Annotated in this window: 24 protein-coding genes; 10 read left to right on the forward strand and 14 right to left on the reverse strand. The window is 52.9% G+C overall.

All coding sequences use genetic code 11. The features are described 5' to 3' along the window. Position 1: 1 nt before the first annotated feature. The 6 genes from B3P58_RS05025 to B3P58_RS05050 all read left to right on the forward strand — a co-directional run bounded on the left by B3P58_RS05025 (position 2) and on the right by B3P58_RS05050 (position 5,033). A complete protein-coding gene (locus B3P58_RS05025) occupies positions 2 to 1,042 on the forward strand; it encodes a chemotaxis protein CheB (protein ID WP_230331075.1) in 1,041 nt (346 codons plus the stop codon). Further along, a complete protein-coding gene (locus tag B3P58_RS05030) occupies positions 1,023 to 1,496 on the forward strand; it encodes a chemotaxis protein CheW (protein WP_286716382.1) in 474 nt (157 codons plus the stop codon). Before B3P58_RS05025 ends, B3P58_RS05030 begins: the two co-directional genes overlap by 20 nt. A gap of 57 nt (positions 1,497 to 1,553) precedes the next feature. Then, complete coding sequence (waaC, locus tag B3P58_RS05035) at positions 1,554 to 2,579, forward strand: lipopolysaccharide heptosyltransferase I (RefSeq protein ID WP_145466899.1); 1,026 nt, start codon at positions 1,554 to 1,556, stop codon at positions 2,577 to 2,579. Beyond that, positions 2,572 to 3,228, forward strand: coding sequence for a putative nucleotide-diphospho-sugar transferase (locus B3P58_RS05040; protein WP_286716383.1), 657 nt, complete (start codon positions 2,572 to 2,574; stop codon positions 3,226 to 3,228). The genes waaC and B3P58_RS05040 overlap by 8 nt, the downstream gene beginning before the upstream one ends. Before the next feature lie 119 nt (positions 3,229 to 3,347). Then, positions 3,348 to 3,947: a polysaccharide deacetylase family protein gene (locus tag B3P58_RS05045; protein WP_286716384.1), complete on the forward strand. Its 600-nt coding sequence runs from the start codon at positions 3,348 to 3,350 to the stop codon at positions 3,945 to 3,947. Positions 3,948 to 3,992: 45 nt separating this feature from the next. Next, positions 3,993 to 5,033: a hypothetical protein gene (locus B3P58_RS05050; RefSeq protein ID WP_286716385.1), complete on the forward strand. Its 1,041-nt coding sequence runs from the start codon at positions 3,993 to 3,995 to the stop codon at positions 5,031 to 5,033. On the opposite strand, the gene B3P58_RS05055 is transcribed toward B3P58_RS05050, so the two are convergent. From B3P58_RS05055 to B3P58_RS05105, 11 genes are all read right to left on the reverse strand, one after another. Beyond that, positions 4,993 to 6,261, reverse strand: coding sequence for an O-antigen ligase family protein (locus B3P58_RS05055; RefSeq protein WP_286716386.1), 1,269 nt, complete (start codon positions 6,259 to 6,261; stop codon positions 4,993 to 4,995). The genes B3P58_RS05050 and B3P58_RS05055 overlap by 41 nt on opposite strands. 92 nt (positions 6,262 to 6,353) lie before the next feature. Then, complete coding sequence (locus tag B3P58_RS05060) at positions 6,354 to 7,418, reverse strand: polysialyltransferase family glycosyltransferase (protein ID WP_286716387.1); 1,065 nt, start codon at positions 7,416 to 7,418, stop codon at positions 6,354 to 6,356. A gap of 261 nt (positions 7,419 to 7,679) precedes the next feature. Next, entirely contained in the window at positions 7,680 to 8,753 is a 1,074-nt protein-coding gene (locus tag B3P58_RS05065) for a glycosyltransferase (protein ID WP_286716388.1), read from the reverse strand. A gap of 29 nt (positions 8,754 to 8,782) precedes the next feature. Beyond that, positions 8,783 to 10,414, reverse strand: a complete 1,632-nt coding sequence (locus B3P58_RS05070; protein ID WP_286716389.1) for a phosphoethanolamine transferase — start codon at positions 10,412 to 10,414, stop codon at positions 8,783 to 8,785. Positions 10,415 to 10,540: 126 nt separating this feature from the next. Then, positions 10,541 to 11,467: a glycosyltransferase family 2 protein gene (locus B3P58_RS05075; RefSeq protein ID WP_286716390.1), complete on the reverse strand. Its 927-nt coding sequence runs from the start codon at positions 11,465 to 11,467 to the stop codon at positions 10,541 to 10,543. A gap of 49 nt (positions 11,468 to 11,516) precedes the next feature. After that, positions 11,517 to 12,539 carry a hypothetical protein gene (locus B3P58_RS05080; protein ID WP_286716391.1) on the reverse strand — a complete coding sequence of 341 codons (1,023 nt, stop codon included), beginning with the start codon at positions 12,537 to 12,539 and terminating at the stop codon, positions 11,517 to 11,519. Beyond that, on the reverse strand, positions 12,532 to 13,665 hold the full coding sequence (locus B3P58_RS05085; protein ID WP_230331085.1) for a hypothetical protein: 1,134 nt from the start codon (positions 13,663 to 13,665) through the stop codon (positions 12,532 to 12,534). The genes B3P58_RS05080 and B3P58_RS05085 overlap by 8 nt, the downstream gene beginning before the upstream one ends. A gap of 85 nt (positions 13,666 to 13,750) precedes the next feature. Next, positions 13,751 to 14,575: a methylenetetrahydrofolate reductase [NAD(P)H] gene (gene metF, locus B3P58_RS05090; protein ID WP_145466878.1), complete on the reverse strand. Its 825-nt coding sequence runs from the start codon at positions 14,573 to 14,575 to the stop codon at positions 13,751 to 13,753. A gap of 77 nt (positions 14,576 to 14,652) precedes the next feature. After that, positions 14,653 to 16,035, reverse strand: coding sequence for an adenosylhomocysteinase (ahcY, locus tag B3P58_RS05095; protein ID WP_145466876.1), 1,383 nt, complete (start codon positions 16,033 to 16,035; stop codon positions 14,653 to 14,655). Positions 16,036 to 16,091: 56 nt separating this feature from the next. Beyond that, positions 16,092 to 17,303 (reverse strand): methionine adenosyltransferase, encoded by a 1,212-nt coding sequence (gene metK, locus B3P58_RS05100; protein WP_225691456.1) that lies wholly within the window; start codon positions 17,301 to 17,303, stop codon positions 16,092 to 16,094. 43 nt (positions 17,304 to 17,346) lie between these two features. After that, a complete protein-coding gene (locus tag B3P58_RS05105; RefSeq protein WP_286716392.1) occupies positions 17,347 to 18,375 on the reverse strand; it encodes an ArsR/SmtB family transcription factor in 1,029 nt (342 codons plus the stop codon). A gap of 198 nt (positions 18,376 to 18,573) precedes the next feature. On the opposite strand from B3P58_RS05105, the gene B3P58_RS05110 reads away from it, so the two are divergent. Next, on the forward strand, positions 18,574 to 18,738 hold the full coding sequence (locus tag B3P58_RS05110; RefSeq protein WP_230331086.1) for a hypothetical protein: 165 nt from the start codon (positions 18,574 to 18,576) through the stop codon (positions 18,736 to 18,738). A 6-nt stretch (positions 18,739 to 18,744) separates the two neighbouring features. On the opposite strand, the gene B3P58_RS05115 is transcribed toward B3P58_RS05110, so the two are convergent. Beyond that, on the reverse strand, positions 18,745 to 19,539 hold the full coding sequence (locus tag B3P58_RS05115; protein ID WP_286716393.1) for a MipA/OmpV family protein: 795 nt from the start codon (positions 19,537 to 19,539) through the stop codon (positions 18,745 to 18,747). Positions 19,540 to 19,723: 184 nt separating this feature from the next. On the opposite strand from B3P58_RS05115, the gene B3P58_RS05120 reads away from it, so the two are divergent. Both B3P58_RS05120 and B3P58_RS05125 read left to right on the forward strand, forming a co-directional pair. Then, positions 19,724 to 20,887: a sensor histidine kinase gene (locus B3P58_RS05120; protein WP_286716394.1), complete on the forward strand. Its 1,164-nt coding sequence runs from the start codon at positions 19,724 to 19,726 to the stop codon at positions 20,885 to 20,887. Next, positions 20,884 to 21,525, forward strand: a complete 642-nt coding sequence (locus B3P58_RS05125) for a response regulator transcription factor (protein ID WP_286716395.1) — start codon at positions 20,884 to 20,886, stop codon at positions 21,523 to 21,525. The genes B3P58_RS05120 and B3P58_RS05125 overlap by 4 nt, the downstream gene beginning before the upstream one ends. Positions 21,526 to 21,528: 3 nt before the next feature. Here the strand turns inward: B3P58_RS05125 and B3P58_RS05130 are convergent, their stop codons facing one another. Next, the gene (locus B3P58_RS05130; protein ID WP_286716396.1) at positions 21,529 to 23,376 is read right to left on the reverse strand and encodes a methyl-accepting chemotaxis protein; all 1,848 of its coding nucleotides are present in this window, start codon (positions 23,374 to 23,376) and stop codon (positions 21,529 to 21,531) included. A 150-nt stretch (positions 23,377 to 23,526) separates the two neighbouring features. Between B3P58_RS05130 and B3P58_RS05135 the strand changes: the two genes are divergently transcribed. Beyond that, positions 23,527 to 25,533 carry a DNA topoisomerase III gene (locus B3P58_RS05135; protein WP_286716397.1) on the forward strand — a complete coding sequence of 669 codons (2,007 nt, stop codon included), beginning with the start codon at positions 23,527 to 23,529 and terminating at the stop codon, positions 25,531 to 25,533. Between the two features lie 25 nt (positions 25,534 to 25,558). On the opposite strand, the gene B3P58_RS05140 is transcribed toward B3P58_RS05135, so the two are convergent. Next, the coding region (locus B3P58_RS05140) for a response regulator (protein WP_286716398.1) at positions 25,559 to 26,769 on the reverse strand (1,211 nt) is incomplete at its 5' end.

A 26,769-nucleotide genomic window follows, 5' to 3' on the forward strand; every position in this document is an offset into this window, starting at 1 on the left:
CATGGCCTTGCCCAGGGTAGGCATCCTGGCCGACGACCGGCTGCAGCAACACCTGCTCAAATCCGCTTTGATTCATTTCGGGTTTGATGTGGTGATTAACACTGATCCGCAGCGTTTTGTGCTGCTGGATCACAGTGAGCTGCAACTGGACGCCTGGCTGGTGGATCTCCGTCAGGAAGACGACGAAGAAAATATGCAGTGGCTCGAACAGCTGCTGGATGGCGATGTGCCGGTCTTGCTGGGCCTGGAAAAAGCGCCGCAAAAAACCTGCACCACGTATCCGAAATGGGAAAAACGCCTGTACGGCAAGATGCGTGAAATCATCAAAGTGACGCCGGTGGTGGCCGAAGATGTTTCCGTGCTGGATCGTCTGAATACACCAACAACGTCCCCCCGTATTCCGCTCCCCGGTGTGTTTGCCAATCAGGATTTTACCGGCAAAGCCGCGGCTCAGGTCTGGGTGCTGGGAGCGTCATTAGGCGGGCCGGGAGCGGTCAAAGATTTTCTTGACGCCTTACCCGGTGGTTTACCAGTGGCGTTTATTTACGCTCAGCATATCGATCCGCGCTTTGAAGAATCGCTGTGCAAGACTATTGGTCGTCATGCGCAGTATCAGTTGAAAAACTTTGTTGCCGGTGAAGTGCTGAACTGCGGTGAAGTGCTGGTAGCGCCCATCAGCGATGAATTCCGTTTCGACAGTAACGGGCTGCCACACAGTCTGGAACGTGCCTGGCCTGGCCCTTATGGACCATCCATTGATCAGGTGATTCTGAATGTGAACGACTACTTCGGCCAGCGGGCCGGGTATATTTTGTTCAGCGGCATGGGCAATGATGGCTCTGAAGCGGTAATGAGCCTGAATGACAGTAAAGTGCCGGTATGGGCGCAGGCACCGCAGAGCTGCGCTAATGCCTCTATGCCGGAAAGTGCGATTGAAACCAATCGCGTTAACTATATCGGCGACCCTTATCAGCTGGCACTGCAGCTGGTGAATTGCGTTAAACACAGCTGGATAAATATTCATGAGCCAATCCATCACTAAAACCAATACACCGGATCAGGTCGATTGCCTGTTGATTCCGCTGAAGGATAAAAACCTGCTGCTGCCTAACGTTTCGGTGGCGGAAATTATTCCTTTTTCCCATCTGTTAACTACAGCTTCCAGTGTTGACTGGATTCTTGGCCGTATCGACTGGCGTGGTACTCCGGTGCCGGTGTTATGTTATGAAATGCTTAACCGCCAGGCTGCTCCGGCTCCCAACCCCAATGCCCGCTTTGCCATCGTGAATGGTGTGGGTGCCCACCCGAAGATGCCTTTTTATGCGGTGCTGGTTCAGGGGATTCCAAGTCTGGTGCATATCCGCGAAAGCGAAATTCAGGAAGTAGAAGCCATGCATATGGGGGACTATGACCAGAGTGCAGTCAGCATTGGCCAGGATGCTGCCATGATTCCTAATCTGGAGCTGGTTGAACAGGCACTGTTACGGCATATCTGACACAGACAGTCATCATGCCTTTATTTTCGTAGCAGTTGCTTACGAATGCGCGGATCTATGAAACGAATTCTTATTATTAAGATGTCTGCTTTGGGGGATATCTTACATACGCTGCCGGCTGTAACCGACGCCTTAAAAGCCAATCCTGATATCTGTTTTGACTGGCTGTGTGAACAGCCCTTTATGGATGTTGCCCGTTTGCATCCGGCTGTCAGGCAGGTTATCGGACATCCGCGCTTACGCTGGAAAAAAAATCGCTGGTCGATGCAAACGCTGCGCGAGCAGTTGTCGTTTTATAAAGCGCTGCGGCACGAAAAATACGATCTGGTGATTGATGCCCAGGGCCGTATTAAATCGGCACGGGTCGGCTGGCTCAGCGGCAGTCCGGTGGTCGGACTCGACAAAGATTCAGCTACGGACTCTGAAACACGCTTATTTTACCGCCAAGGGTACAACGTACCACGCGATATGAATGCTGTGGAGCGGGTGCGTAAATTGTTCGCACAGGCGTTGGGCTACCAGTACCAGGGGGAACCTGATTTCGGTATTCAGGGTCACAGGCTGGATAATGCTTTTCCTGAATATACCGGTGCCTGGATTTGTTTTCATGGAACGACCTGGGCGTCCAAGCACTGGCCTGAAGCTAACTGGATTGACCTTCTGGCTCAGGCAAAACAGGAACAGCAAATGGTGTTGCTCCCCTGGGGGAGTGAACAGGAAAGACAAAGGGCGGAACGGCTGACCACGGAGGCGCAGTGGGGTGTGGTGCTGCCGAAACTGTCGCTGTGGCAGTTATCCGGAATTATCAGTCGCTGCGCTGCTGCTGTTGGTGTTGATACCGGCCTGATGCATATTGCGGCTGCCTGTGGTGTGCCTACCGTTTCAGTATTCGGCAGCACCAGTATTGCCTTAACGGCTGCCCATGGTGAGCGGGTGATTAATCTGGCGTCTTCGTATTCATGCTCTCCCTGTCTGAAAAAAGTATGTCCCCTGAATGAAGAATCACCGCCCTGTTATGCAGAATTAAATGCGACCAGAGTCAGGGACACAGTAAGAGAACTGTCAGGTAAATATTGTGAATAAACTGCTCGTGTGTGGTTTCTATACCGAGAGCTATCGTGACGACATTGAGCGTCTGGAAATATCTCTGAAACGTTTTTCGATGGACTATCAGTTCACTCCGGTTGAGCCACAAAGCTGCTGGGAAGCAACTACAGGTCTAAAGCCCAAGGTGCTGCGCCAGTGTTTACTGGATAACCCTGAGCGCGATGTTCTGTACATCGATGCCGATGCATTTGTGCGGCGCGAAATTACCGGCTTTGATGACTTTGACGGTGATATTGGTATTCACTTTAATGAGCAGGGTGGTAAACGCGCGTCACACAGTATCCGCACCGGGACGATTTTTCTGCGTAATACTCCGGCTACGCTGGAGTTTCTTGATCAGTGGATTGCCAAACAGGCACTGAATGAACACTACTGTGATCAGGACAGTTTTCAGCTGGCCTACGACGAACCCCATACCGCGACCTTCTTTAACCTGCCGGTTGAGTACGTAAAAATTTTCGACAAGGATAATGTGAAATCCTATATCGAACATTTCCAGGCCAGTCGCCGCAATGAAGACAATAAAGCGGTCAGCCGTAAACGGCAGAAAAAAGTCCGCAATCTGATTCTGCTGCTGGTGAATTTTGCGCTTTATGGTCTGTTTTATTATCTAGGGGGGCTGTAGGAATGGCAGAGAACAGAAAGCTAGCTATCCTGATGTACCACCAGGTGGGTGATTTCAGAAACATAAAAACGCTGAAGGCAAACTATTGCCACTATAAGCGTTTTGCCCGACAGATGCTGATGCTGAAACTGACCGGGCAGCATGTTATTCCAATGAGTGAAGTGCCTCGTTTTCTGAGTGGTGAGGGGGAATACCCTGAGCGCTGTGTCGCCATTACCTTTGATGATGGCTACGAGAATTTTTATCAGTATGCGTACCCGGTTCTGAAAAAATACCAGCTTCCTGCCATGGTTTATATAGTATCCGGTGAGCTGTCCGGACGATCGGAATGGCTGAAAGAGGATGGCCATCAGCCGCAGCCATTAATGAGCCGTGAGCGGATCTGTGAGGTATATGCCAATGGTATTGAAATCGGCAGCCACAGTGTCACTCATCCAAGACTGGCTCAGCTGAATGCAGATGCATGCTTTCAGGAATTACAACAGAGCAAAAAGGATCTTGAAGAGCTTCTCGGTGATACTGTTGATCATATCTGTTACCCCTATGGCAGTTTCAGTGAAGAGGTCGGGCAGCAGGCAGCCAAAGCTGGGTATCGGGTCGGCACAACCACCGTAAAAGGTCTGGCACTGCCTGATCAGAATCTCCTCAGTTTACCGCGCAAAGCGGTGTCGTTTAATGATGGCGTACTGAAAACCTGGAAGAATATCCACAGACTGTGAGATACGGCTTCTGCTTCCCGGACGAATACTGGATATGGTTTATATATGACAGGGCATCTTTTTATCGTCGAGACTGAACTGCAGTTACTGGCAGCGATGGCGATAGAGCACCAGTATTTATCAGCGGGTAACGATGTCGCTTATTACTTTGTGACATCGGATAAGTTGCTGAGTGCTGCAACTGAACGGGGAAAAGAAAATCTGACCTTGCTGAACCGGAATCACCACGGCGGTCTGCTGGGTAAGATCCGTTTTATTAAGGAAAATACCCGCACAGTGTTGAATGTTGCCGAATCTCTTTCAGTGGGTAGTGATTCCTGCGTTTTATATATCCCCCGTATAGACGATATTTATAACAATGTTCTGACTGCTCAGTTCAGGAGAAAGAAACTCGGCAAGGTCGCACTGTTACCGGATGGTGCATTAAATATCTTCAGCAGTAATATCACTGCCGCCTGCCGTAAGAATTTAAAAAAGTGGAGTCTGAAACTCAGGCTTCTGGCGCCGGGCTACCGCGTTCTGCAATATGACGGCGACGAGCTTGGGGCAGATTCTGAGTGGGTTGATGTTATTTATTCGTTTAATGGTCTGAATACGGGTTATTGTGCGGATAAAGAGCGTTATATAGAGTTTCCTGTACAATTTTCAAAGACAGGTGAATCTGATAGCGCAATGATTATCGGACAAAATTTTCTTGCCTATCATCAGGCCAATCATGACTTTGTCGCCACAGTTACTGCTGAGATACATAGCCTGCTTGGTGTATTGAAGCCGCAACGTATTTTTTATGCTCCTCACCCTCGCGCTGTAACAGCAGAGTTCAGAACAGATGGGATGGAACCGGTTTCCGGTCCTTACCTCTGTATTGAGGAAATGATTGCTGTGCTTGGCTGCCGTTATGTTATTTCCTGCAACAGTACAGCTCTTTTTACTGCCCGTCTGATTGATCCATCCATCCGGTGTTATGCTGTTGGTGCAGAGAGCTCTCCCATTCAGAATCAATATCAGCGGGAGAGTCTCCTGAGTGCTATGCAGGATGCCGGGATTAACGTTGTAACGCTGCCTTCTGCTGTCCATGCAACATAATACCGAGCATTACTCCCAGTAACGTCAGATGTTTTTCAGCAATAAATCGTATAAAGAACCCATCGACGGTTAAGGAATAACCGGCGATTGTCAGCGTGATAATCACCACCGCATATTTGTGTGGATAGTCAGGCCGGACATTCAGGCTTTCCCTGCACAGGAAAAAACCAAACAGCATCAGGCAAGTAAGGCCTGTCAGTCCCATAGTAGCCAGAGTGTTAAAATACAGACTGTGGGCCTGAACAAAATAGCGTCCTCCCCCTGTGTCGTAATCGCAACCTAAGCTCTGGTCCTGGCTTGCTGGGCGGAACTGATGCGTTCCAATACCGAACACAGGCTTCTCTTTGGCCATACAGATTGCGGTTTCCCAGAGTACCAATCTGGCACCGGTAGAGTTTTGGTTGTTGCTTTCACCTTTAACGTAGCTGGTTACGTTTTTTACTGCCCGATCAATGCCGGATTGTAGTGGTGAATAATAAACAGCAGTGGATAGGAGAGTGAAGATTGCTAGGCTGACCAGCGTTACTTTCAGGTTCCTGAAATGAAAAATAAAAAAAGTAAAAATCAGCGGAATTGCGAGAAAACTCCCGCGGGTGCCTGAGGCTATTGCAGAATACAGGTACAGAATGGCCGCAATTGCAGCTGTTATTGCAAAAAACTTACTGCTTTTCCAGCATGACAGTAAAAAGTAAGCTGAAGTCGCTGCCAGCAAAAAAGCACCATTACCAAAGCCGACGGAATTTTCATTTCCAAAGGCTCTCTGAAAGAGCTGTAGCCCTCCCGATTGTTCACAGGTGATCCAAGCATAGCTGATGCTGCCCAGAAGCAGGGAAAATACCAGCTGCTGGGTGCGGAAGCCTGAGAAATAAATACCGGCGATTATCAACGGCAGTAACAGCAGACGAAATTCAGGTTCCAGAGTTTGCAGGCCTGCCGGGTAGTCCGACAGCAGTAATGACATCAATGCCACAAAGAAAAAAGCAAAACCTGCCAGGATGGTTTTACGATAGGGCGCCAGAGTGCGGATTTTTACTTTGCCGGATATCAGAACAATTAAGCCAAGAATCCAGAGTACAATGCTGACGTCGGTTGCTACTGATTTTTTGATGGGTTGTGCGATCAAAAAAATTGCGACAAATAATGCAATAACATAAGACAGAGGATTAGCAGAAATATCGCGCCAGAGATTTTTAAATGGGCTGGTCATATAGTCATTAACGTATGTCATTCTGTTCCTGCAAATATGTAAGTTTTACTATAGTGGCGATGTTATAAGAGAAGAGGCGTCATGATAAAAAGAGCGCCAATACACCGTGTGTATCAGCGCTGGTCAGGATGAGAGGTGGCTTCCATTGTAGTAATGCCAATATTTTCAAACAGTTTGTAGAAATCAGGCTTTTCAGAAGTAAATGCTGTCACTTTTAAGGTCGGTCGGAGCCAGCGTGCCATGACCATTGTTGAAGATAAATCGCCCCACACTTCACATTGATCTGACAAATAGGGGAGCAAAGCCTCAAAACTGACCTGAGAAGGTAACAGGCAAACACCTTCAGCTGCGAGTGACAATGGATCCGGCTGTTTATTACGGGGATGGTATTTGACGGCAACCCGCTTACCTTGTGTGCTCTGTTGCCGGATGATAGCGAGGATGCGTTTCTTATAGTCCGGGTCTCGCTCAAATAATGACTCATGAGGCAGTGTGACAAAAGTATCTATCTCTGCCAGAGCGGCTGGCTCAACTCCGTTATTCAGCATCATCGTTTCTGACAGCTCCAGCATGGCCGGGCTGTTGAAACGGGAAGCATCAAGCGGTGTTATATGCTTCCCGCGTAATAACGGATGTACCAGGTCGGGAAAAGCCGGATGTATATAACTTATCCAGTCGGAACCGCCGATGGTTGGAGGATTTTTCCACCACATACCATAGCTGATTTTTTTAATAAAATTATCAATGATCATGTCCTTGAATGAACGGGAGGCTTTTCTGCCCACATAGGTGAATACTCCCTCGTCCATATAATGACCAACAGGATTGCAACCAAGGGTTGTGGCCGCGTGCATAGCAAACTGGAATTCAATACGGCGGTCATTGCCGACAAATATATGTTCCGGTAACAATTCGGCCAGTTTACTTTTCAGGGTGCTAAACAGCTGTCTGCGTCTTTTCAGTTTATTCAGCAGGCCGGGAAAACGGCCATAGTACAAATTGACAGAAGAAAAAGGGGAACCGGGCCAATTGCGGACAATATCGTACAGCGCATACGGTTTCCCCTCGGGCTGATCGATGAATATCAGATGAGCATCCTCACCGGGACGTCCGGCAGCGATAGCTGCGGCGGTATAGAGGTGGAGAGTTGTTGATGCGAAGTAAACTGAGTTAGCCATACGGGGTCCATGTACAGTTAGCGCTGCAGTCTACCTGTCCGGGCTGGCGAGCGGCAAATGTTTCTCTGCAGATATTCAGAGTCTTACCTGACCTATACGTACGGAATCAGAATTAATTCGCTTTGTACGAATACGGAATGCTTTCGGATCTGTTGATTTCCTGAGCAAAGAGTGTAGGCAACGAAATTACCCGAGCATGGCTGTTTATGCTGCTGGTTTTATATCTGCCGAGGAAACAGTGGCGTTAAGCCAGCGCGTCTTTCAGGCTGTGCTGCCGCTGAAAACCAGCTTTAAATATTGATTGGCAACGGACTCTACCGCATAGCGGCTGACATCCAGGCTGGACAGTTCGGGATACTGGTTCAATGCCCGGGACATCGCCTGACTCAGTCCGGCGACATCACCCACCGGCACCAGATAGGGTTGCAGATCGCCGGTCAGAACCTCTTTAGGTCCGGAAGGGCAGTCGGTTGAAACAACCGGCGTGCCTATAATCAAGGATTCAACCAGAACCCGTGGCAGGCCTTCGGCTTCAGATGCCAGCAGTGACAGGCGGGCGTTGGCGATTAAACGATAGGGGTTCGCATCCCAGCCCCAGAACTGGACCTTATCCTGCAAGCCATTCTGTTCACAGAAAGACCGCAGCCGCTGCTCATCATTACCTTTGCCGACCAGTACCAGCTTCAGGTTTTGTGCATTCATCATCTGAAATGCGCGGATAAGATCCTGCTGGCGCTTTCGTTTGTTCAGTGATGCTACATAGACAATATAATCGCCATCCGGCAGCGGACCATCCTGACTTGCGAGTGAGCGGATTTCTTCGATCTGGTAAGGGTTGGGAATAACGGTAATGTTATCCGCCTGACAACCCAGATTATTCACCAGATCGTCTTTGATGCCCTGCGACAGTGCAATCAGTTGCTTGTTACGGAAGCGCCGGCGCAGGCGCAGAATTTTTGATGCGCGTTTCAGAAACTTCCATTTCGGATCTGTAATCCAGGCGGTCGGAGTTATATGCACCGAACAGACTTTCTTCTTTGCCTGAATGGCATCGTAAAATTCTGGTTTGGAAGTAACAAAAAAATCATAGTTACCTTCCTGAGTAATACGTTCCAGCTCAGGCTGGGCCTTCTTTTTATTTGAAGTGCTGAGGACGATCTGGTTCAGATTGTCGGGCAACGGGTAGTCTGCATGCGCTGTCAGGGTAACAAGATCAACTTTATGCCCCAGTTCTGCAAAGCGGGTACAGAGAGTCAGAATGGTTTTCTCAGCTCCGGCACCATTCAGTGAGCCAAGCAGGGCACCAATCCGGTAAGTGTTGTTCTCTGTACTCATAGTGCCCCGCAGTCAGTGATTTGGTCAGATTATCGGCTATTTCTGAGCTGCGTATCATAACCGGTTTTATAAACCATGCGTACAGCGGGCGGCTGATACTGGTCCGAAATCAGCCCGGCTTCCGGATTTACATTGGCGGAATCTATAGCCATCACCTGAGATGCATAATGATAAAAGCTGTCCAGCATAAAAGGGCTGCTCTTATGCGTTCTGTAGCTGGTTATCCGCTGTTGATCGGATGACCAGAACACAAAAGGAATTTCAAACATGTTAGGTGTCAGGTTATCCGGGCTGTGTCCTTTCAGGTTTGCCTGCTGATAAACCTCTTCGCCATGGTCAGAGAAGTAGGTGATGGTTGCCAGTGCGTCATTCTGTTTTTCTTTAACCAGCGAGAATAATTGCTGCAGGAAAAAATCGGCAAACAGAATTGAGTTGTCATACTCATTAATAACGTCGATAACCCCCTGGTCCGGTTGTTCTGTATAGGCGCTGACCTGTGAATCCTTGAAGACTGAAAAATCATCCGGATAACGGTTTTTATACTGAGCATGGCTGCCCATCATATGAATAAAGATCGCCTTGTGTGGTGCCGGGTTCGTCAGAGCTTCGGTTATCCGGTTCAGCATAAAAGTGTCATAACGGTTTACTTCTACACCATTGAAGTCGTTGCTGATGTAATAAGGATGATCGGCCTGATGGGCGATAGAGGCGATGGTTGCGCGCAGCGGCTGCTGGTTGGAAATCCACCAGGTTTCATAACCTGCGAGGTTAGCAATATCGATAACACTCAGCGCGTCACGGTACTGATCGCCCTGATCGGCACTTGCTGCAGTGAGGGCTGCACGCAGTGATGCCTGGGTCTGGGCATGGCTGCTGATGACGTTATCGAATACGACCAGTTCATCTTTAATGCTGCTTAAGAATGGCGTTGTATTACGGTGGTAACCATAAATACCCATGTGGTTGCGGCTTGCGGATTCACCAACAATAAAGATATGAGTCTGTGGCTGAGTTTCTTTCAGCACAGCTTTGATGTCGGTTTCTCGCAGCATTGTCTGGCGCCGCTCGAATTCTTCCTGCAGGGATACACTGCCTCTCAGGTAAGAAGGCACGGTGCCGAGGACGCCGGGAATCGTATCGTGAAAACGTCCCATTACGGTCGTGCGGTAGGCAACGACGGCGATCAGAATAAAGCCAAGTACCATCGTGACACGGCGGGTTCTGCTGCCGGTTCCTTCTGCCGGGCGCATAAAGCGCAGGCCCAGAAAATAAATACTCCAGTGCAGCAGCAGCCAGGAGGTCAGGGTCATGGAGGAATAGGCAGCAACAAATTCAGAAACTTCGCTGCTGTCGGTGTAAGCAACCGCCTCCAGAGTCGCGGTGGTAAACACTCCGCCAAAGGATACTGCATAGCCAATATCCAGACTGCCACTGATAGCAAAGGGCAGAAGTATCAACGCAATGAAACGGCGTTTTTGCAGCAGATAAGCCAGTGCCGCCAGAATAAATGACCAGCCGATACGCGAGTTATATTCACCTTCGCGGACAAAGTCTGAGTACGTCAGCTCAAGGGCAAGAGGCAGCAGCAGCAGCAGGGCAATCCAGAATAATGGTGCCCGGGGCATTTTGAGGTTAAGCATGGTTTCTCTGATGTTTGTCACTGACACTCCCTGCGCCATAAGCGTTACCATCCATGGACGAATCCGGATAAAGCGCTATTTTAACGCGGTTTGCCATAGTTGTGTGCGGTTACATCAGTATTCAATATAGGACAAAGAGTCCCATGCTCAGGCCGGACGGTTCAGGCAGTGTTCAAATGCGTTGGCAATGACGGGACATTTTTCTGTCAGACCAATACGGTTGGTGGTTTCAATATCACTGGCCGACAGAATGAATTTACCGAACTCCTGTTCCAGTAAACCCTGTTCATACAGTTTTACCCAGCGCCGGTAATGATCGCCCATGCGGGCATTGGTGTCGCGCAGCAGGCGCTGGCGGTTGATGATGTTGGCTTCGAACTGAGCATAATTGCGGATCGGATAGTGGTACACCACAATGCCGCTTTCTTCGCGGGCATTAATCCAGCGCCAGCCATGCTTGGCGCGGTGGTTGCCACCTTTAAGCTTAATCAGGCCGTGTGGATTAACGATGGTTTTCGGACTGATTTTTACCAGCAGCATAGAAACCGCGGTGTCATTAATCTGGGTGTCAGAGCTGTACAGAATCGGGTTTTTTACCGCGAACTGCGCCTGGCTGTAGTGGTAACCGGGCTGCAGGCATTCTTCGGTCAGCACCATATTGCGGCGCTTGAGTGTGACGACAGAATCATCGGTGCGCAGGTGATCTTTTAAGGTTGTGCCTTCGGCTGCGAGCCAGAATTCATCGGCATCGTTGGAAATCACCAGATCGGCTTTTAGCGTTGTGCGTGCGTACTCTGCCAGCTGTGTCATCCATAAAGCCTGCTGGTAGTTCTGTGCCGGCTGGTCGATCACGTGCAGGTCAAATTCGCTTTTCAGGGATTCCAGCCGTTCGCGGGTACCATCGGTCGAACCGTTATCCATTACCGCAAAACAATCGACCCCCTGCGCTGCATGAAAACGGATATTGTCTTCAATAATATCGATTTCGTTACGCACCAGCAGCGTCATCGCCAAACGGATCGGGCCTTTGCGGGTCAGGCGGTGTGTCCAGTACTGCAGTGTTTTATGCAACATAATGGTCTTCGTGTTAGCCGTTAATAACGCCGCTCTGCAGCGCTGTTATTCAGTTGGATATTGTCAGGCGGATACCCAGTGTGGTCAGCAGTTGCTGCCAGCTGGCATCGGTATCTGCCCGCACCGCTGCGCTGACATCCAGCTCAGGTCTGAGCCATTTGGCGGTCAGTAACGCGGTGGATACGTCGCCGCTGATTTTACAGTGTTGTGGCAACAGGGGTAACAGCATTTCCATCGGAATAGCAGCAGGTACCGCCCATGCCCGCGCGGGCAATTGCCAGTGGCTGGTGGCCATTTCAGTACTCTGCAGTTCGCTGCTGGTGCGCGGATGGTGTTTGTAAGCGATGTCGGAACCACAATTATCGAGCCACTGTCCCAGCGCCTGTTGCTGGTCGGACATCACCGAACTGTGCGGCAGTAACAGTAAGCCATCGAGGGTGTTCAGTGACAGGGGCTGGTCGCCGAGGCAGATCTGCGCCAGTTGCGCGAATTCCACACGCTGCAGATTATTTGGCAGAGGCTTGCAGGCTTTGTTCTGTAGAATCGGCAGGGCGGAATCCGGGAATGCCAGTATCGAGTGATCAATCCAGGCTGAAGCGCCGATGGCCGGTGGCTGTTTCCACCACCAGCCGTAAGCCAGTTTCTTGGCCATATTGTCCAGCACCTGATCTTTCAGCCAGTGCGTTTTGCGTCCCAGATAACTGTAAGTGCCGTCATCCAGATACACGCCACGGGCGGTGCTGTGTGCCATTGCAAACTGAAATTCAATGCGGCGGTCGTTGCCGGTATAGATCCAGTCCGGTTGCAGTTCGCTTAATCGCTGCTGAATCTGCTGGAAGGCGGCCAAGCGCTGCTGGCGCTTGCCTTTGTCGGATGCTTTTTCCGACAGTACGCTTATGCGTGTGAAAGGGCTGTTTTGCCATTGCAATAAAGCATCGCGGAAGGCAGCGGTAGTCGTGGTCTGATCAATCAGGCCCAGCTCGGCCATATCGCCTTGTGGCAGCTCGAAGGCAACCATGGCTGCGGTCAGCACATTAAACGGAGTGGAGGCCAGAAACAGGTGTTTAGCCAAGGGCTTTTACCTCGCGCAACAGGTGCGCACAGGCGGCCTGAAGATGCGCGTCGTCGGCTTCCTGCCAGCGTCCGGGAATTTGATAACTGTGCTGCAGGTAATGCAGAAATCCCTGACGCACTGTTGGGTTCGGGCTGAATTGCGCCAACTTGGGCAGTTGCTGTTCGAGTTCGTTCTGGCTTTGTGCGCTCAGTGTCAGACCGGGCAGATTATAAAATGCCTGACCCAGCACCAGAGTATTGATATTGGCGATGATCGCCTCGATACCCACCGTAGAGTTGATGGTTGCTACGGCATCGGCATGGGCAATCATGGCCTGAGTGTCACCAGTTAAGCGCAACTGAATTTTCTGCGATTGCGTACTCAGTTGCCGGGCGAGTTCAGTGTAATCCTGATCGCAAGACGGGTGAGTTTTCAGCACCACATCCGGCATGTTTTCGCCCAGCACTTTTTCGGCAGCAAGCAGGGCCTCGGTCAGGGCAAACATATCCTGCAGCCAGGGGGAAAACAGCACCACCTGACTATCGGTATTCACCTGAAACGGAATGAAAATATAGTGTTCGGGCAGATCTTCCGGACGCTCAAACACGGGGCTGGGCTGCAGATTGCTGTTACCGGAGCGGGCAATAAAAAAGGCCGGATCGCGAGGCACCGAATTAAGGAAATTGACCCCCAGAGCGTCAAGTGTGGTCATTCCCGGCAGCAGGCCATTTTCCATGACCAGAACCTTAATGCCGAGTGACTGAGCGGCGGCAATCACAATACGCTGGCGGAACTTCAGGCCGTTCCACAGCACCATATGAGTCGCCTGGCTGGTTGCCAGTGCCTGGCGATAAACAGCAAACAGCAGATATGCTTCGGCCAGTTTCACACGGCGGAAATAACGCCAGTAATCAGCACTGCGGCTGCGGCCTTTACGGCTGTTCTTTTTTTCGCGCAGGTGGTCATCAACAATGGTTGCCAGTTCAGCACGTTGTCCCGGAATCTGGCCGAGCCAGCGCAGGTCGCACCACAGCAGTTTGTGCCAGATAACGCAGGCGTCGATATCCTGCTCCTGCAGGCAGCTGCTCAGGCGATTAAAATATTGCTGATGGACACGCCGGGCGGCGAAGAAGGCGATTTTCATGCTGACTCCTCGGATCAGCCGCAGAGTGTATCCTAACCGCACAGAAAAAGGGAAAGCTCAGCCGCATGCGGCTGAGCGGAAAGCATCAGACCAGATTTTTCCATACTGCCAGGCTGGGTTTAGCCTGATTCAGGGTGTAAAAATGCAGACCCGGTGCGCCACCATCAAGCAGACGACGGCACATGTCGGTAACCACTTCTTCACCGAATTTCACAATGCTGTCGCTGTCGTCGCCGTAGGCTTCCAGCTGCTTGCGGATCCAGCGTGGAATCTCAGCACCACAGCTGTCAGAAAAACGTGCCAGCTTGCTGTAATTGGTGATCGGCATAATGCCCGGAATAATCGGGATATCGACGCCCATCGCACGTACACGATCAACAAAATGGAAGTAGCTGTCGGCGTTGAAAAAGTACTGGGTAATGGCACTGTCGGCGCCGGCTTTCACTTTGCGTACAAAGTTTTGCAGGTCTTTTTCAAAGCTGCTGGCCTGTGGGTGCATCTCCGGATACGCCGCCACTTCAAGGGTGAAATGGTCGCCGGTTTCCTTACGGATAAATTCCACCAGTTCGTTGGCGTAACGCAGCTCACTGCTGGCCAGACCGGAGCCGGATGGCAGATCACCACGCAGGGTCACTATGCGTTTAATGCCCAGTGCCTGATAGCGTTGCAGCAGATCGCGCAGATCGGCGGTGCTGTCACCGACACAGGACAGGTGCGGTGCAGCGGCGATACCACGTTGCTGGATGGCCTCAACCATGGCAAAGGTACGGTCACGGGTGGAGCCACCGGCGCCGTAAGTTACCGAGAAAAATTCCGGATCAAACGCTGCCAGCTCATCGCGCACTGCGAGCAGTTTGCTGGTGCCTTCGTCGGTCTGGGTCGGGAAAAATTCAAAACTTAAAGTGGTCATGCTGACCTCGTATTCTGCGGCTGTTGGCCGTCTGTTGAGCGGTTATTCAGGCCGGGGGCAAAGCCCCCGTTCTGTTATTAATACTTGTACGCTTCCGGCTTGAACGGACCATCAACATGTACGTTGATGTATTTCGCCTGATCCGGAGTCAGCTGGGTGATAACACCACCGAAGCCTTCTACCATGTCACGGGCAACTTCTTCGTCCAGCTTCTTCGGCAGTACTTTCACATACACGCTTTCCGCTTTTTCCGCTTCCATCATGCTGGCGAACTTACGCTCGTACAGATAAATCTGTGCCAGAACCTGGTTGGCGAACGAGCCATCCATAATGCGTGACGGGTGACCGGTTGCGTTGCCCAGGTTAACCAGACGGCCTTCAGACAACAGCAGCAGGTGATCGTCAGAGGCTTTATCGCGGTAAACCTTATGCACCTGGGGTTTGATCTCTTCCCACTCCCAGTTTTTACGCATAAATGCGGTGTCGATTTCGTTATCAAAGTGACCGATATTGCACACCACAGCACCGGACTTCAGTGCCGCCAGCATGTACTGATCACAGACGTTGACGTTACCGGTGGTGGTCACCAGCAGGTCGGTGTTGGCCAGCAGGGTTTTGTTGATGCCTTCTGCGCTGCCGGTGTTGATACCGCCGACATAGGGGGATACAACTTCATAACCGTCCATGCACGCCTGCATGGCACAGATCGGATCAATCTCGGTGACTTTAACGATCATGCCTTCCTGACGCAGGGATGCAGCAGAACCTTTACCCACATCGCCGTAACCGATAACCAGTGCTTTTTTACCGGACAGCAGGTGATCGGTACCACGTTTGATGGCGTCGTTCAGGGAATGACGGCAGCCGTACTTGTTGTCGTTCTTGGATTTGGTTACGGCATCGTTAACGTTGATGGCCGGTACTTTCAGCTCGCCTTTGGCCAGCATTTCCAGCAAACGGTGCACGCCGGTGGTGGTTTCTTCAGAAATACCGTGGATGCTGTTCAGCATGGCCGGATACTTGGAGTGAACCATCTCAGTCAGGTCACCGCCGTCATCCAGAATCATGTTGGCATCCCATGGGGTGCTGCCGTCTTTTTCCGACAGAATGGTCTGCTCAATACACCACAGGAATTCTTCTTCGGTTTCACCTTTCCAGGCGAATACCGGAATACCGGCTGCTGCAATCGCCGCAGCGGCGTGATCCTGAGTAGAGAAAATATTGCATGAAGACCAGCGTACTTCGGCACCCAGATCGACCAGAGTCTCAATCAGTACCGCAGTCTGAATGGTCATGTGAATACAGCCCATGATCTTCGCGCCCGCTAATGGCTGAGACTCTTTGTATTTACGGCGCAGCGCCATCAGCGCCGGCATTTCGCTTTCAGCGATTTTGATTTCTTTGCGGCCCCAGTCGGCCAGCGCCATATCGGCAACTTTATAATCGGTGAAGGTTGTCATAATAACGTCCTCAAAATGGTCGCCGGGGGATGCCGGCGGCCTGAAAAATTAGTGTCTTATAAACCGGCGGCTGCTTTCAGGGCGTCGACTTTGTCAGTACGTTCCCAGGTGAAAGCGGTAAAGGTTTTGGTTTTTTCTTCGCCATTTTCTTTGTAGCTGTAGCTGGTTTCGAACGGCTCACGACCGAAGTGGCCGTAAGCAGCGGTCAGCTGATACATCGGGTTCAGCAGTTCCAGCTGGTTCTGAATGGCGTATGGACGCAGGTCGAAGACTGAGCGGATGATTTTCGCCAGCTCAATATCAGAGACTTTGCCGGTACCGAAAGTGTTTACCGAAATAGAGGTTGGCTCAGCCACGCCGATGGCATAAGACACCTGGATCTCGCAACGGTCAGCCAGACCTGCAGCAACCACGTTCTTGGCAACATAACGGCCCATATAGGCGGCTGAACGGTCAACCTTGGATGGGTCTTTACCAGAGAATGCACCGCCACCGTGACGGGCCATACCGCCGTAGGTATCAACGATGATCTTACGGCCGGTCAGACCACAGTCGCCAACCGGACCACCGATTACGAAGTTACCGGTCGGGTTGATGTGATACAGGGTGCCTTCGTGCAGCCACTCTTCCGGCAGTACATGCTTGATGATGTTTTCCAGCACCGCTGCGCGCAGGTCTTCAAGGCTGATGCTTGGATCGTGCTGGGTAGACAGAACAACGGCATCCACTTTTGGTGAACCGCTTTCCCAGTTAATGGTGACCTGAGATTTGGCATCCGGACGCAGCCACGGCAGAGTGCCGTTACGGCGTAATTCGGACTGACGCTGTACCAGCAGGTGAGCGTAATACACCGGTGCAGGCATCAGGTTTGGCGTTTCGTTGGTGGCGTAGCCGAACATCAGGCCCTGGTCACCGGCGCCCTGATCTTCCGGTTTGGCACGGTCAACACCCTGGTTGATATCCACAGACTGCTTACCAATACCATTCAGAACGGCACAGGTCTGGCCATCAAAACCAACGTCAGAGCTGTTGTAGCCAATACCGGTGATGACTTCACGCACGATATCTTCGAGGTCAACGTAGCAGGAGGTGGTCACTTCACCGGCGACCACAGCCATACCGGTTTTTACCAGAGTCTCAACCGCAACGCGGGCGTATGGGTCGCGGGCAATAATCGCATCCAGTACGGCATCAGAAATCTGATCGGCAACTTTATCCGGGTGGCCTTCAGACACCGACTCGGAGGTGAAAATGGAATATTCGCTCATGGTAAGCCCTCTTGATAATGGTTAGCGCGCAGGCGTCCGGCTGTTATTTCTGGCCGTTCGCGGCTGCGCGGTAAAACAAACGGAACTGGATCTGAAACCCGTTCCTTAAACCTAAAAACTGACTCTGGCCTTCACTCAGACCAGCTTCCTGCGCCCAGGCGGATAAATCCGCCGGTTCGAATCCCAGCCACAGATCGCCGCAGGATTCTCTGGCCCAGACCTGATCGTGACGACACAGATCGGTGACCAGCAAAGTACCGCCATCGCGCAACAGCTGTGCGACATCGGTGAAAATAGTTTTCGGTGCCGGCACGTGGTGCAACACCATATTGGCGACGGCAAAATCAAACTGGCCGTCCTGCTGCGCGCGCAATGTGCTGGTGTCGCCCAACACACAGTGCACATTCTGCAGCGCTTCGCGGCTGATGGTCTGCTGCGCCTTGCTGAGCATGTCCGGCGAAATATCCAGTGCCGTTACGGCACTGAAACGGCGTGCCAGCTGGGGTAAAAATGCCCCCTCGCCGGGACCGATTTCCAGAGCGTAGCCAGTGCTCACCGCTTTTCCTGCTTGTCCGGTCAGGGAGGCAAGAATGGTCGTCAGGGCATCACCATACTGATCCCAGGACGCGATCAGATCCTGCTGCTCTTTAAACTCACCGGCATGGCGGGCAAAGAACTCAGCACAGGCTTCAGCGCGCTCGCTCAGCACCTGCTCAACCGCGCCGCTGTCCAGCTCGGACGTTGCTGCATCGATGGCGCTGAACAGCGACTTTAACCACAGGCTCCAGTGGCCATTGGCGGTCAGCAGCGGACGGCGGTAAAAAATACTGTTGCCCTCACGCTGGCTGCTTACCAGTCCGGCCTGGGCCAGCACCTTTAAGTGATGGCTCATCGCGGACTGTTTGATGCCAAACACCTGACACAGCTCCAGTACACCAAACGCGCCCTGACCCAGTAATTGCAGAATTCCCATACGCAACGGGTCGCCGGCGGCTTTTGCAGCCTGTGCCAATTGCTGCAGGCTCATTTCTGTCGCTGCGGGTAATTCAGATAAGGGGGTCGCGGTGTTCATGCTGCGCAGTTTAGACGCACAGGAAATCTATATCAATTTTTTTTGATATAGAATTTCCGGTCATTGTGGGTATCTGTACCGTGATGGTGAGTTTGATAGAAAAATACAATAAGGATCTTTTGAAAATACGATTTCGGCTATTTGTTGTGAGTGCGTAATCTCGGGGCTATTACAACAGGCTCTGGAGGGCCAGCCGCAATGAAACAGGTAAAAAATATGGTCAGCAAGGTTTTTGGCAGTCATCAGGATGGGCAAAAAGCGGCCCCTGCATCAGTGGCGCAGACCGCAAAGATTCAGATCTGTAACTACGCCGACAACTACTACGGTGACCGGGTATGTGTGCACCGTACGGCTGAACAGTGAGCAGGTTTATGGCGTGGTCCAGCTCAGCAGCAGCATTGCCTGACGGCTGACCGGCTGGCCGACCAGCGGGCTGTCCTGCAGGGTGTCGTCCAGCCACTCCTGCTGCCAGCGCAGACGCAGCAGCCACTGCGGGCTGATGGGCCACAGCGCCTGCAGCGTCAGTTGCGGATTAAACGCCTGCTGCGGCTGGTATTCGGGGCGCAGTGCGTTGCTTTGTTCCGGGCTGATGCCATATACATAGCGGCTGTAAGATTCGCTCAGCCAGCGTGTACCGGCAAGCAGCTGGGCGCGCGTACCGCCCTGCAGATAAAACAGGGGAAGGGTGATGCTGGCATCGGCGGTCAGTGCGCCGGAGTGCGAAGAAATGTCCTGCTCGACACCAGCATTCAGCCAGCCCCAGCCGCCGCGCAGCTGAAAGGTGGTATCGCCTCCATCGCTGCGATAGCCATCAAATACCGGGTCATTGCTGTCGGCTTTGCCCCATAAGCGGCTATCGTACACCTCATCCCGCAAACCGATGCCAGTACTCAGGCTGAGGCTGTTTTGCTGCCACTGATACTGCAGCAGGGCGCCGTCGACGCCCAGGCGCCAGTTGCCGCGCCGGGCTGACAGCAGCGGAAAATTAAAATGTTGGTTCTCCGCCTGCTGCCAGGGCATTGAGCGCTGCAGCGTGCCGGCGCCATATTCCAGCTGCCAGTATTCAGCCGGAGCCGTTTCATTGGCATACAGCGCCGGGCTCAGCGGCGCCATGCACAGGCTGCAGCTGACTGAGGTGAATAAAAGATAGATAACCTGATTCATACGTCGCTCCGCCGGTCAGTGGTAACCGATGCTAGAGTGGCGGGGCAGCGCTGCCTTGTGGCAAATGTCACGATAGACGTGCGGCGGCAAATGTCACGACAGACGTGCGGCGGCACCGGGCCGACAGGCAGAAGATGACATTTGCCCTATTCAGCAACGGCAGCGCCTCTGGCACACTGCGGCCGTGAACAGAATCAAACCCAACCTCATTATTGCCGCCGATATTATTCTGGCGGCACTGACCATCGGCTTTCTGGCTGCGGCGCTGATCTTCCTCTGGCTGGGCCAGGTGGAGGCCGTTACCCGGGTGCCGGCGACCCCCGCCTGGATTGCACTGACAAGCGGTCTGTTCCTGCTGAATCTGGTTGCGAATGTGCTGGCACGTCTGCCTCCATGGCGTGAGGCCCGGCGCCCGCCAGTCTGGTTGTGGCTGGCAATGGTCAGTGCCCTGCTGCTGATGTTGCTGTTTGGCAGCGGCATCTGTGCGGTGTTGTGGATTCTGGTGATTGCGCAGTTACCGCGTTATTTCAGCTGGCGCAGTTGCCTGCTGGCCGCGCTGCTGGTGCCGCTGCTGGTGGGCCTGTATCAGGGGCTGTTGTTTGATCAGGACTTTGTGCTGATCAACACCGTGCTCTATGCGCTGTTTAACCTCTTTGCGCTGTACATCTGTTTTACCCTGCAGGCGGAACAGCAGGCGCGGGAATATGCCTCGCAGCTGGTGCGTGAGCTGAAAGCCACGCAAAGCCTGCTGTCGTCGGCCAGCAAGCGCGATGAGCGTTTGCGTATTGCGCGCGAATTGCACGACCTGCTCGGGCACCATCTGGCGGCACTCAGTATTCAGCTGGAGATTGCCCGCCATACCGAAGCGCAACCGCGGGATCACGCCATTGACCGCGCCGGAACTATTGCTCATCTGTTGCTCAGTGATATGCGCGAGGCGGTGTCTGAATTCCGTGAACGGCGCGGGCTGGATTTGCGTCAGGCGCTGACCTCCCTGCTGGAAGCGGTGCCGCGTCCGCGGGTCTGGCTGCAGATTCAGCCGGGTCTGATAATTGATGATGTGCACTGCGCCGAAGTGATACTGCGTTGTGCGCAGGAAGCGCTGACCAATATTCTGCGCCACAGCCAGGCCAGTCGTGCGGCTATCCTGTTGCGGCAACAGGGCGCCAGCCTGCAGCTTACGGTAGAAGATAACGGCGGGCTGCGGCAGCTGCCGGTGCCCGGTAATGGCATGCGTGGCATGCAGGAACGGGCGCAGGATATCGGTGGCCGCTGCGACTGGGAATGTGGCCTGCATGGTTTAAAACTCACACTGACCCTGCCCTGGGATAATGGACTGCTCATATGATCAATGTGGTGTTGATTGAGGATCAGCAACTGGTGCGTGAAGGCATCCGCACTCTGTTGCATCTGCGCCCGCTGTGCCGGGTGGTGGCCGAAGCCAGCGACGGAGTGCAGGGACTGGCGGCCATTGAAGAGCATCAGCCGGACGTAATCCTGCTGGATATCCGTATGCCGAATATGAGCGGCACAGAATTACTGGCAGAACTGCACCAGCGGCGCTGCAATATACCGGTCCTGGTTCTGACCACCTTTGATGACCATGAGCTGGTGCTGGAATGTATGCGCCGGGGGGGGCGTGGTTATCTGCGTAAAGACGTGGCGCTGGATGAGTTGCTGGCCGCCATCGAAACCCTGCATCAGGGCGGGCAATGGGTACAGCCGGCGGTGACGAGTAAGATCAGTGAGCACCGCCTTGAGCTGGAGTTTGACAGCAGCACCAGCCTGGCCGATGAGCCACTGACAGCGATAGAGCTGCAGGTTCTGCGGCTGGTGGCGGCAGGTTATACCAATCAGGAAATTGCCGGAGCCTTGCATAAATCGACAGGCACGGTGCGCAATCAGGTGTCCTTTATTCTGGCCAAACTGAATGTACGCGACCGCACCCGGGCGGTGCTGAAGGCCATTGATAATGGCCTGCTATAACGCTCAGACGCGGAAACGCGACAGGTTTGAGCTGATATCGTGACTCAGGGTATGCAGCTGGTGAGACTGTTGGGTTGCCTGCTCAACGTTAGCCGCCAGATCATCCGACGCTGCCTGAATGGCGGTGGCAATACGGCTGATTTCTTCGGTGGCGGCATGCTGCTCACGCGAGGCATTGGCGATGCTCTGTGAACGGCTGGAAATATCGTTAAGCGCATCGGCAATCGCGGTCAGACTGTCGGTCACCTGAATGGCGCTGCCGGCGGTTTCGGCGGTCAGCTGTTTGCTGGTTTCCATAATACCCACGGCATTCTGGCTGTGGTGTTTCAGGCTGTCGATCATTTCCTGAATTTCGCCTGTGGCTTCGTGGGTACGCTGGGACAGGGTGCGAACCTCATCGGCAACCACGGCAAAACCACGGCCCTGCTCACCGGCACGGGCAGCCTCAATGGCGGCATTCAGAGCGAGTAAGTTGGTTTGTTCGGCAATGCCCTGAATCGTCGCGAGAATACCGGTAATCTGTTGCGCCTGACTGTCGAGCTGATTAATCACCTCGGTTGCGCTGTCCATCTGCTGCGATAAGCCATCCATGCGGCGTTTATTTTCCTGCGCATTCTGAATGCCCTTATTACCTTCCGCGGTGGCGCTTTGTGCAGCATTGGCCGTATCAGAAGCATTGGTCGCGACTTCGGATGAGGTAGAAGACAGCTCGTTAACAGCTACCGCAACCTGACTGATTTCATTCTGCTGCAACTGCACCGCCTGATTATTGTTTTCGGCATTTTCGCGTGCAGATTTGGCAATGCCATCCAGTTCGCGGGAAGAGTCGCGGCTCTGGGAAACCAGTTCATGGATGGATGAAACAAAGACATTAAATGAGTTGCTCAGTGCGCCAATTTCATCGTGCCGGGTCACCTGCAGGCGACGGGTTAAATCGGCTTCGCCCTGAGCAATGTCCGACATCGCACTGTTAAGCACGACCAGTGGTCGTAACAGGTAAGAGATAATCATGCCGGCAATCAGGGTTACCACCACGATAGTCAGAATGCCAATCAGCATGCTTGACCAGCGCAGGGTCGCCAGGCTGGCAAAGGCTTCGGCCTTATCCATCACCAGCAGCAGACGCCAGTCAGTACCGTCGATGGAGTAAAGCCCGACCAGACTATTGCGCTGATTAAAGCTGGCCTGCTGGATTTTATTCAGCTGCAGTTGTGTACCGTTGCCGAGAAGGGCTGAAACATTTTTACCCAGCAGCTTCTGATCCGGATGGACCATAAAATCGCCTTTGCTGTCGAGCAGGGCAGCATAGCCACTGTCTCCGAGCTCGATACCCAGTACTTCTTTTACGATGGCTTCGAGAGAAATATCCCCACCGATCACTCCGCCACGCAGCGGCTCGGCAAAGGTAACGATTAATTCGTTGGTGGTAACGTCAACATAAGGCGCTGTCAGAACCTGGCGTTTTTCTGCCATCGCCTGCTGATACCAGGGGCGGGTGCGCGGATCGTAATCGACTGGTAATTCATCATCCGGACGCATGATCATTTCGCCGCTGTCGGTGCCCAGATAGAGGAACATATAGTCACCGGATGTCAGCCCCTGTTCGATCACCGTTATACGGTCGCCATTAATTAATGCTTTGGCGGTGCCACTTAAGACCTGACCTTTATTATTGATCCAGCTGCTGACGTAGCGGCTGGCACGTTCACCGGTTACCTGAATGCGCTCACCGATGGCTTGCTCTAGACTGCTGCGGGCCTGCTCATAAGTAAAAATGCCACTCAAAGCAAGAAGCACCAGAATGGTGCCACCGACGGCGAGCATCATCTGTTTACGGATACTGTTACGCATAGGATTTATCCTGAAAAACGGGCTGTTTTCAGCATAGATCAAATATTGTACTGAGCGTTTTGTTAAAAGAGCCCGGCAATACGCGCAGGCGCTGGCACGTGAACAGGGGCTCGGCTATGATGAGTGCTGTATAAAAATACAGTTATTTCCATGCGCCTGATTATTGCCGAAAAACCCAGCCTTGGCCGTGCCATCGCCGCCGTGCTGCCCAAGCCACACAGTAAGGGCGAGGGATTTATCCGTGCCGCCAACGGCGACGTGGTGAGCTGGTGTATTGGCCATCTGTTAGAGCAGGCAGAACCGGATGCTTACGATCCGGCTTTTAAACAGTGGCGGCTCGATCATCTGCCGATTGTACCTGCGCAGTGGCAACTGCAGGCCAAAGCGCAAACCCGTAAGCAGTTGAGTGTACTGCGCAAGCTGGTTAAAGAAGCCGGCAGTCTGGTACATGCCGGCGATCCGGACCGTGAAGGCCAGCTGCTGGTGGACGAGGTTATTGAATTCCTGAAGGTGCCCGGCGCCAAACGCCAGGCAATGCAGCGACTGTTAATCAGTGATTTAAACCCGCAGGCGGTGAGCCGGGCACTGCAGCAGCTGCGCTCTAATCAGGAGTTTATTCCGCTGTCGGTGTCGGCGCTGGCGCGTTCCCGTGCCGATTGGTTGTATGGCATCAACCTGACCCGCGCGTACACCATAAAAGGTCGTCAGGGCGGAGTTAACAGCGTGTTATCCGTTGGCCGGGTGCAGACGCCGGTACTGGGGCTGGTGGTGCGCCGTGATGAGGAAATAGCTGACTTCATCAGCAAACCTTTTTACGAGGTGCAGGCAGCTGTTCATTTAACGGCAGAGTCCCCCCTGAGTTTCTACGCCAACTGGCAGCCGAGCGATGCCTGTGCCGCGCATCAGGATGAGGAAGGCCGGGTGCTGAATCCGAAGCTGGCCGCCAATGTCGCTGCCCGTATCCGTCAGCAACCGGCGCAGGTTGAACAGGTTGAGCGTAAAGAAAAAAAGCAGGCGCCGCCGCTGCCGTTTAATTTATCGGCGTTGCAGATTGATGCCGCCAAAGCGCTGGGCATGAGTGCGCAGCAGGTTCTGGACGGAGCACAGAGCCTGTATGAAAAGCATCAGTTAATTACCTACCCGCGCTCCGACTGCCGTTACTTACCACAGGAGCACTTTGCCCAGCGTCAGCAGGTTCTGAGCGCTATCAGTGCGCACAGCGAAGCACTGGCTTCGGCCTGCGCTCAGGCCGACAGCTCAATCCGCAATCAGGCCTGGAATGATGCCAAAGTGGGGGCACACCATGCGATTATTCCAACCGCCAAAGCACTGCCTGGCGGACGGCTGAGCGGCAGTGAACAAAAACTCTATGCGCTGATCGCCCGCCAGTATCTGCTGCAGTTTTTTCCGCATTATGAATACGCCGATACCAGAATCAGCCTGACCATCAGTGGTGGACATTTTACCGCCAGTGAGCGTGAAACCCTGAAGCCGGGCTGGAAAGTCTTACTGCCACAAAGGGAAAACCAGGCGACCGCCAAAGCACCATTGCCGCCGTTAACGGCAGGACAGATGCTGTGGAGCGGAGAACCTTTGCTGCAGGAAAAACACACCCAGCCACCGGCACATTTTACCGATGCCTCTTTGCTGGCAGCGATGACCGGTATCGGCCGCTTTGTGCAGGACAAGGCGCTGAAAAGCATTCTGAAAGAAACCGATGGATTGGGAACAGAAGCAACCCGCGCCGGTATTATTGAGCTGTTATTTAAGCGCCGGTTTCTGCAGCGTGAGGGCAAAAGTATCCGCGCTACTGCTCTGGGGAAAGCGCTGATTAATGCGCTGCCAGAAGCAGCCACAAGACCGGACATGACAGCGCAGTGGGAAAAACAATTACAGGATATTGCCCATAAAAGTCTGAATTATACGGCCTTTATGCAGCCGCTTACTGAGCAGCTGCAGCACCTCATCAGCCTGGCGCTGACAGCCGATAGTGTGCAGTTTTCGGGGTTAGCGGGAAGTGCTGCGAATACTGCAGGCAGGCGCAAATACAGCACGGGAAAAAAGAGCGTCAGCAGGGCAGGTACTGCGGGAAAAAGTAACAGCACAGCGGGCCGGCGCAGGACAAAAACACCGGCCGCAGGCCCTAAGGTGTTTTAACCGCGTGTCTCTGAGTCGGCAGCATTTATGCCGACTGATTTTCCTGCAGGCATTCCATCAGCGTGTTGTAGCAAGGCGTCAGATGCTGACTGAGACTTTGCAGGCGGCTGTTATCCTGCTCACGGGCTGCCTGTTCCAGCAATGCACTGAGTGCCATTAACTGCATACCGCCAATATTTCCGGCCACGCCTTTCAGCGTGTGCGCCTGTGCCTGAATACTGCTGATATCCTGTGCCGCCAGCGCATCCTGCAATGCCTGCAGCGTTTCTCCGGATGTATTGATAAATAATTCCACGACCCGGATCAGAATACTTTCCCTGTTCATCAGACGCTGTAAGGCGCCGGCACGGTCCCATACTGTCTGGCTGCTGACCTCAGCCGGAAGCCTGTCGTCATTCTGCATAAGATTGTCTGCCTGTCTCATATTATCCTCCCTGGAGGGTGGCTGTTTTTCTTCACCGGGCGTCAGCCAGGCACTGAGAGCATGTTGAAAACTGTTTATATCGATAGGTTTACTCAGATAATCATTCATTCCGGACAACAGACAGCTCTCTTTGTCACCGGCCATTGCCCCTGCAGTCATGGCGATAATGGTGATTGACCGGTAGCGTTCACCGGCATTACCCGCGCGGATTTTTTTCGTTGCGGCAAAGCCATCAAGAACCGGCATCTGGCAGTCCATCAGAATCAGATCAAAAGGTTCGTCGTCGCTGCTTTGTTGCAGTTTTTCCAGAGCCGCCATGCCGTTGTCAGCACTGTCGACAGCAAATCCCATGCTTTCCAGCAGGCCACAGGCAACCTCCTGATTAATAGCATTGTCATCCACAACCAGAACATGATGACGGCGTCCGTCTGGAGTGCATAAAGGAAAACGGCTGCTGCTGTCAGCGGTGCTCATGTGCGCATTATGTTCCGGAGTCCGCCCACCGCAGACGGCGTCGAGATCAGCCGGCGCGACCGGGCGGGTCAGGCTGGTGGCCTGCAGTTCGGCTGGTAATTGGGGTAACTCATTGTCGTAGCCCGGAGGCACCAGCACGATCAGCCTGCCGCGAAAAATGCCTTGTTGCAGGCTGGTCAGCAGGGAACCGCGCAGCCAGTTGATATCGAGTAATAAATAATCCGCAGGTGGGGTATTACCGATCATCAGTCCGGCTTGCTCTGCGCTGTGTATTGCAAGAAATTCTCCGCCCCGCTTATGGATAATATTTCCCAGCGTGATCTTGCCCCGATAAAACG

Origin of the sequence: Thalassolituus sp. UBA2009, assembly GCF_002335285.1 — a bacterium.
Lineage (GTDB): Bacteria > Pseudomonadota > Gammaproteobacteria > Pseudomonadales > Oceanobacteraceae > Venatoribacter > Venatoribacter alkanivorans.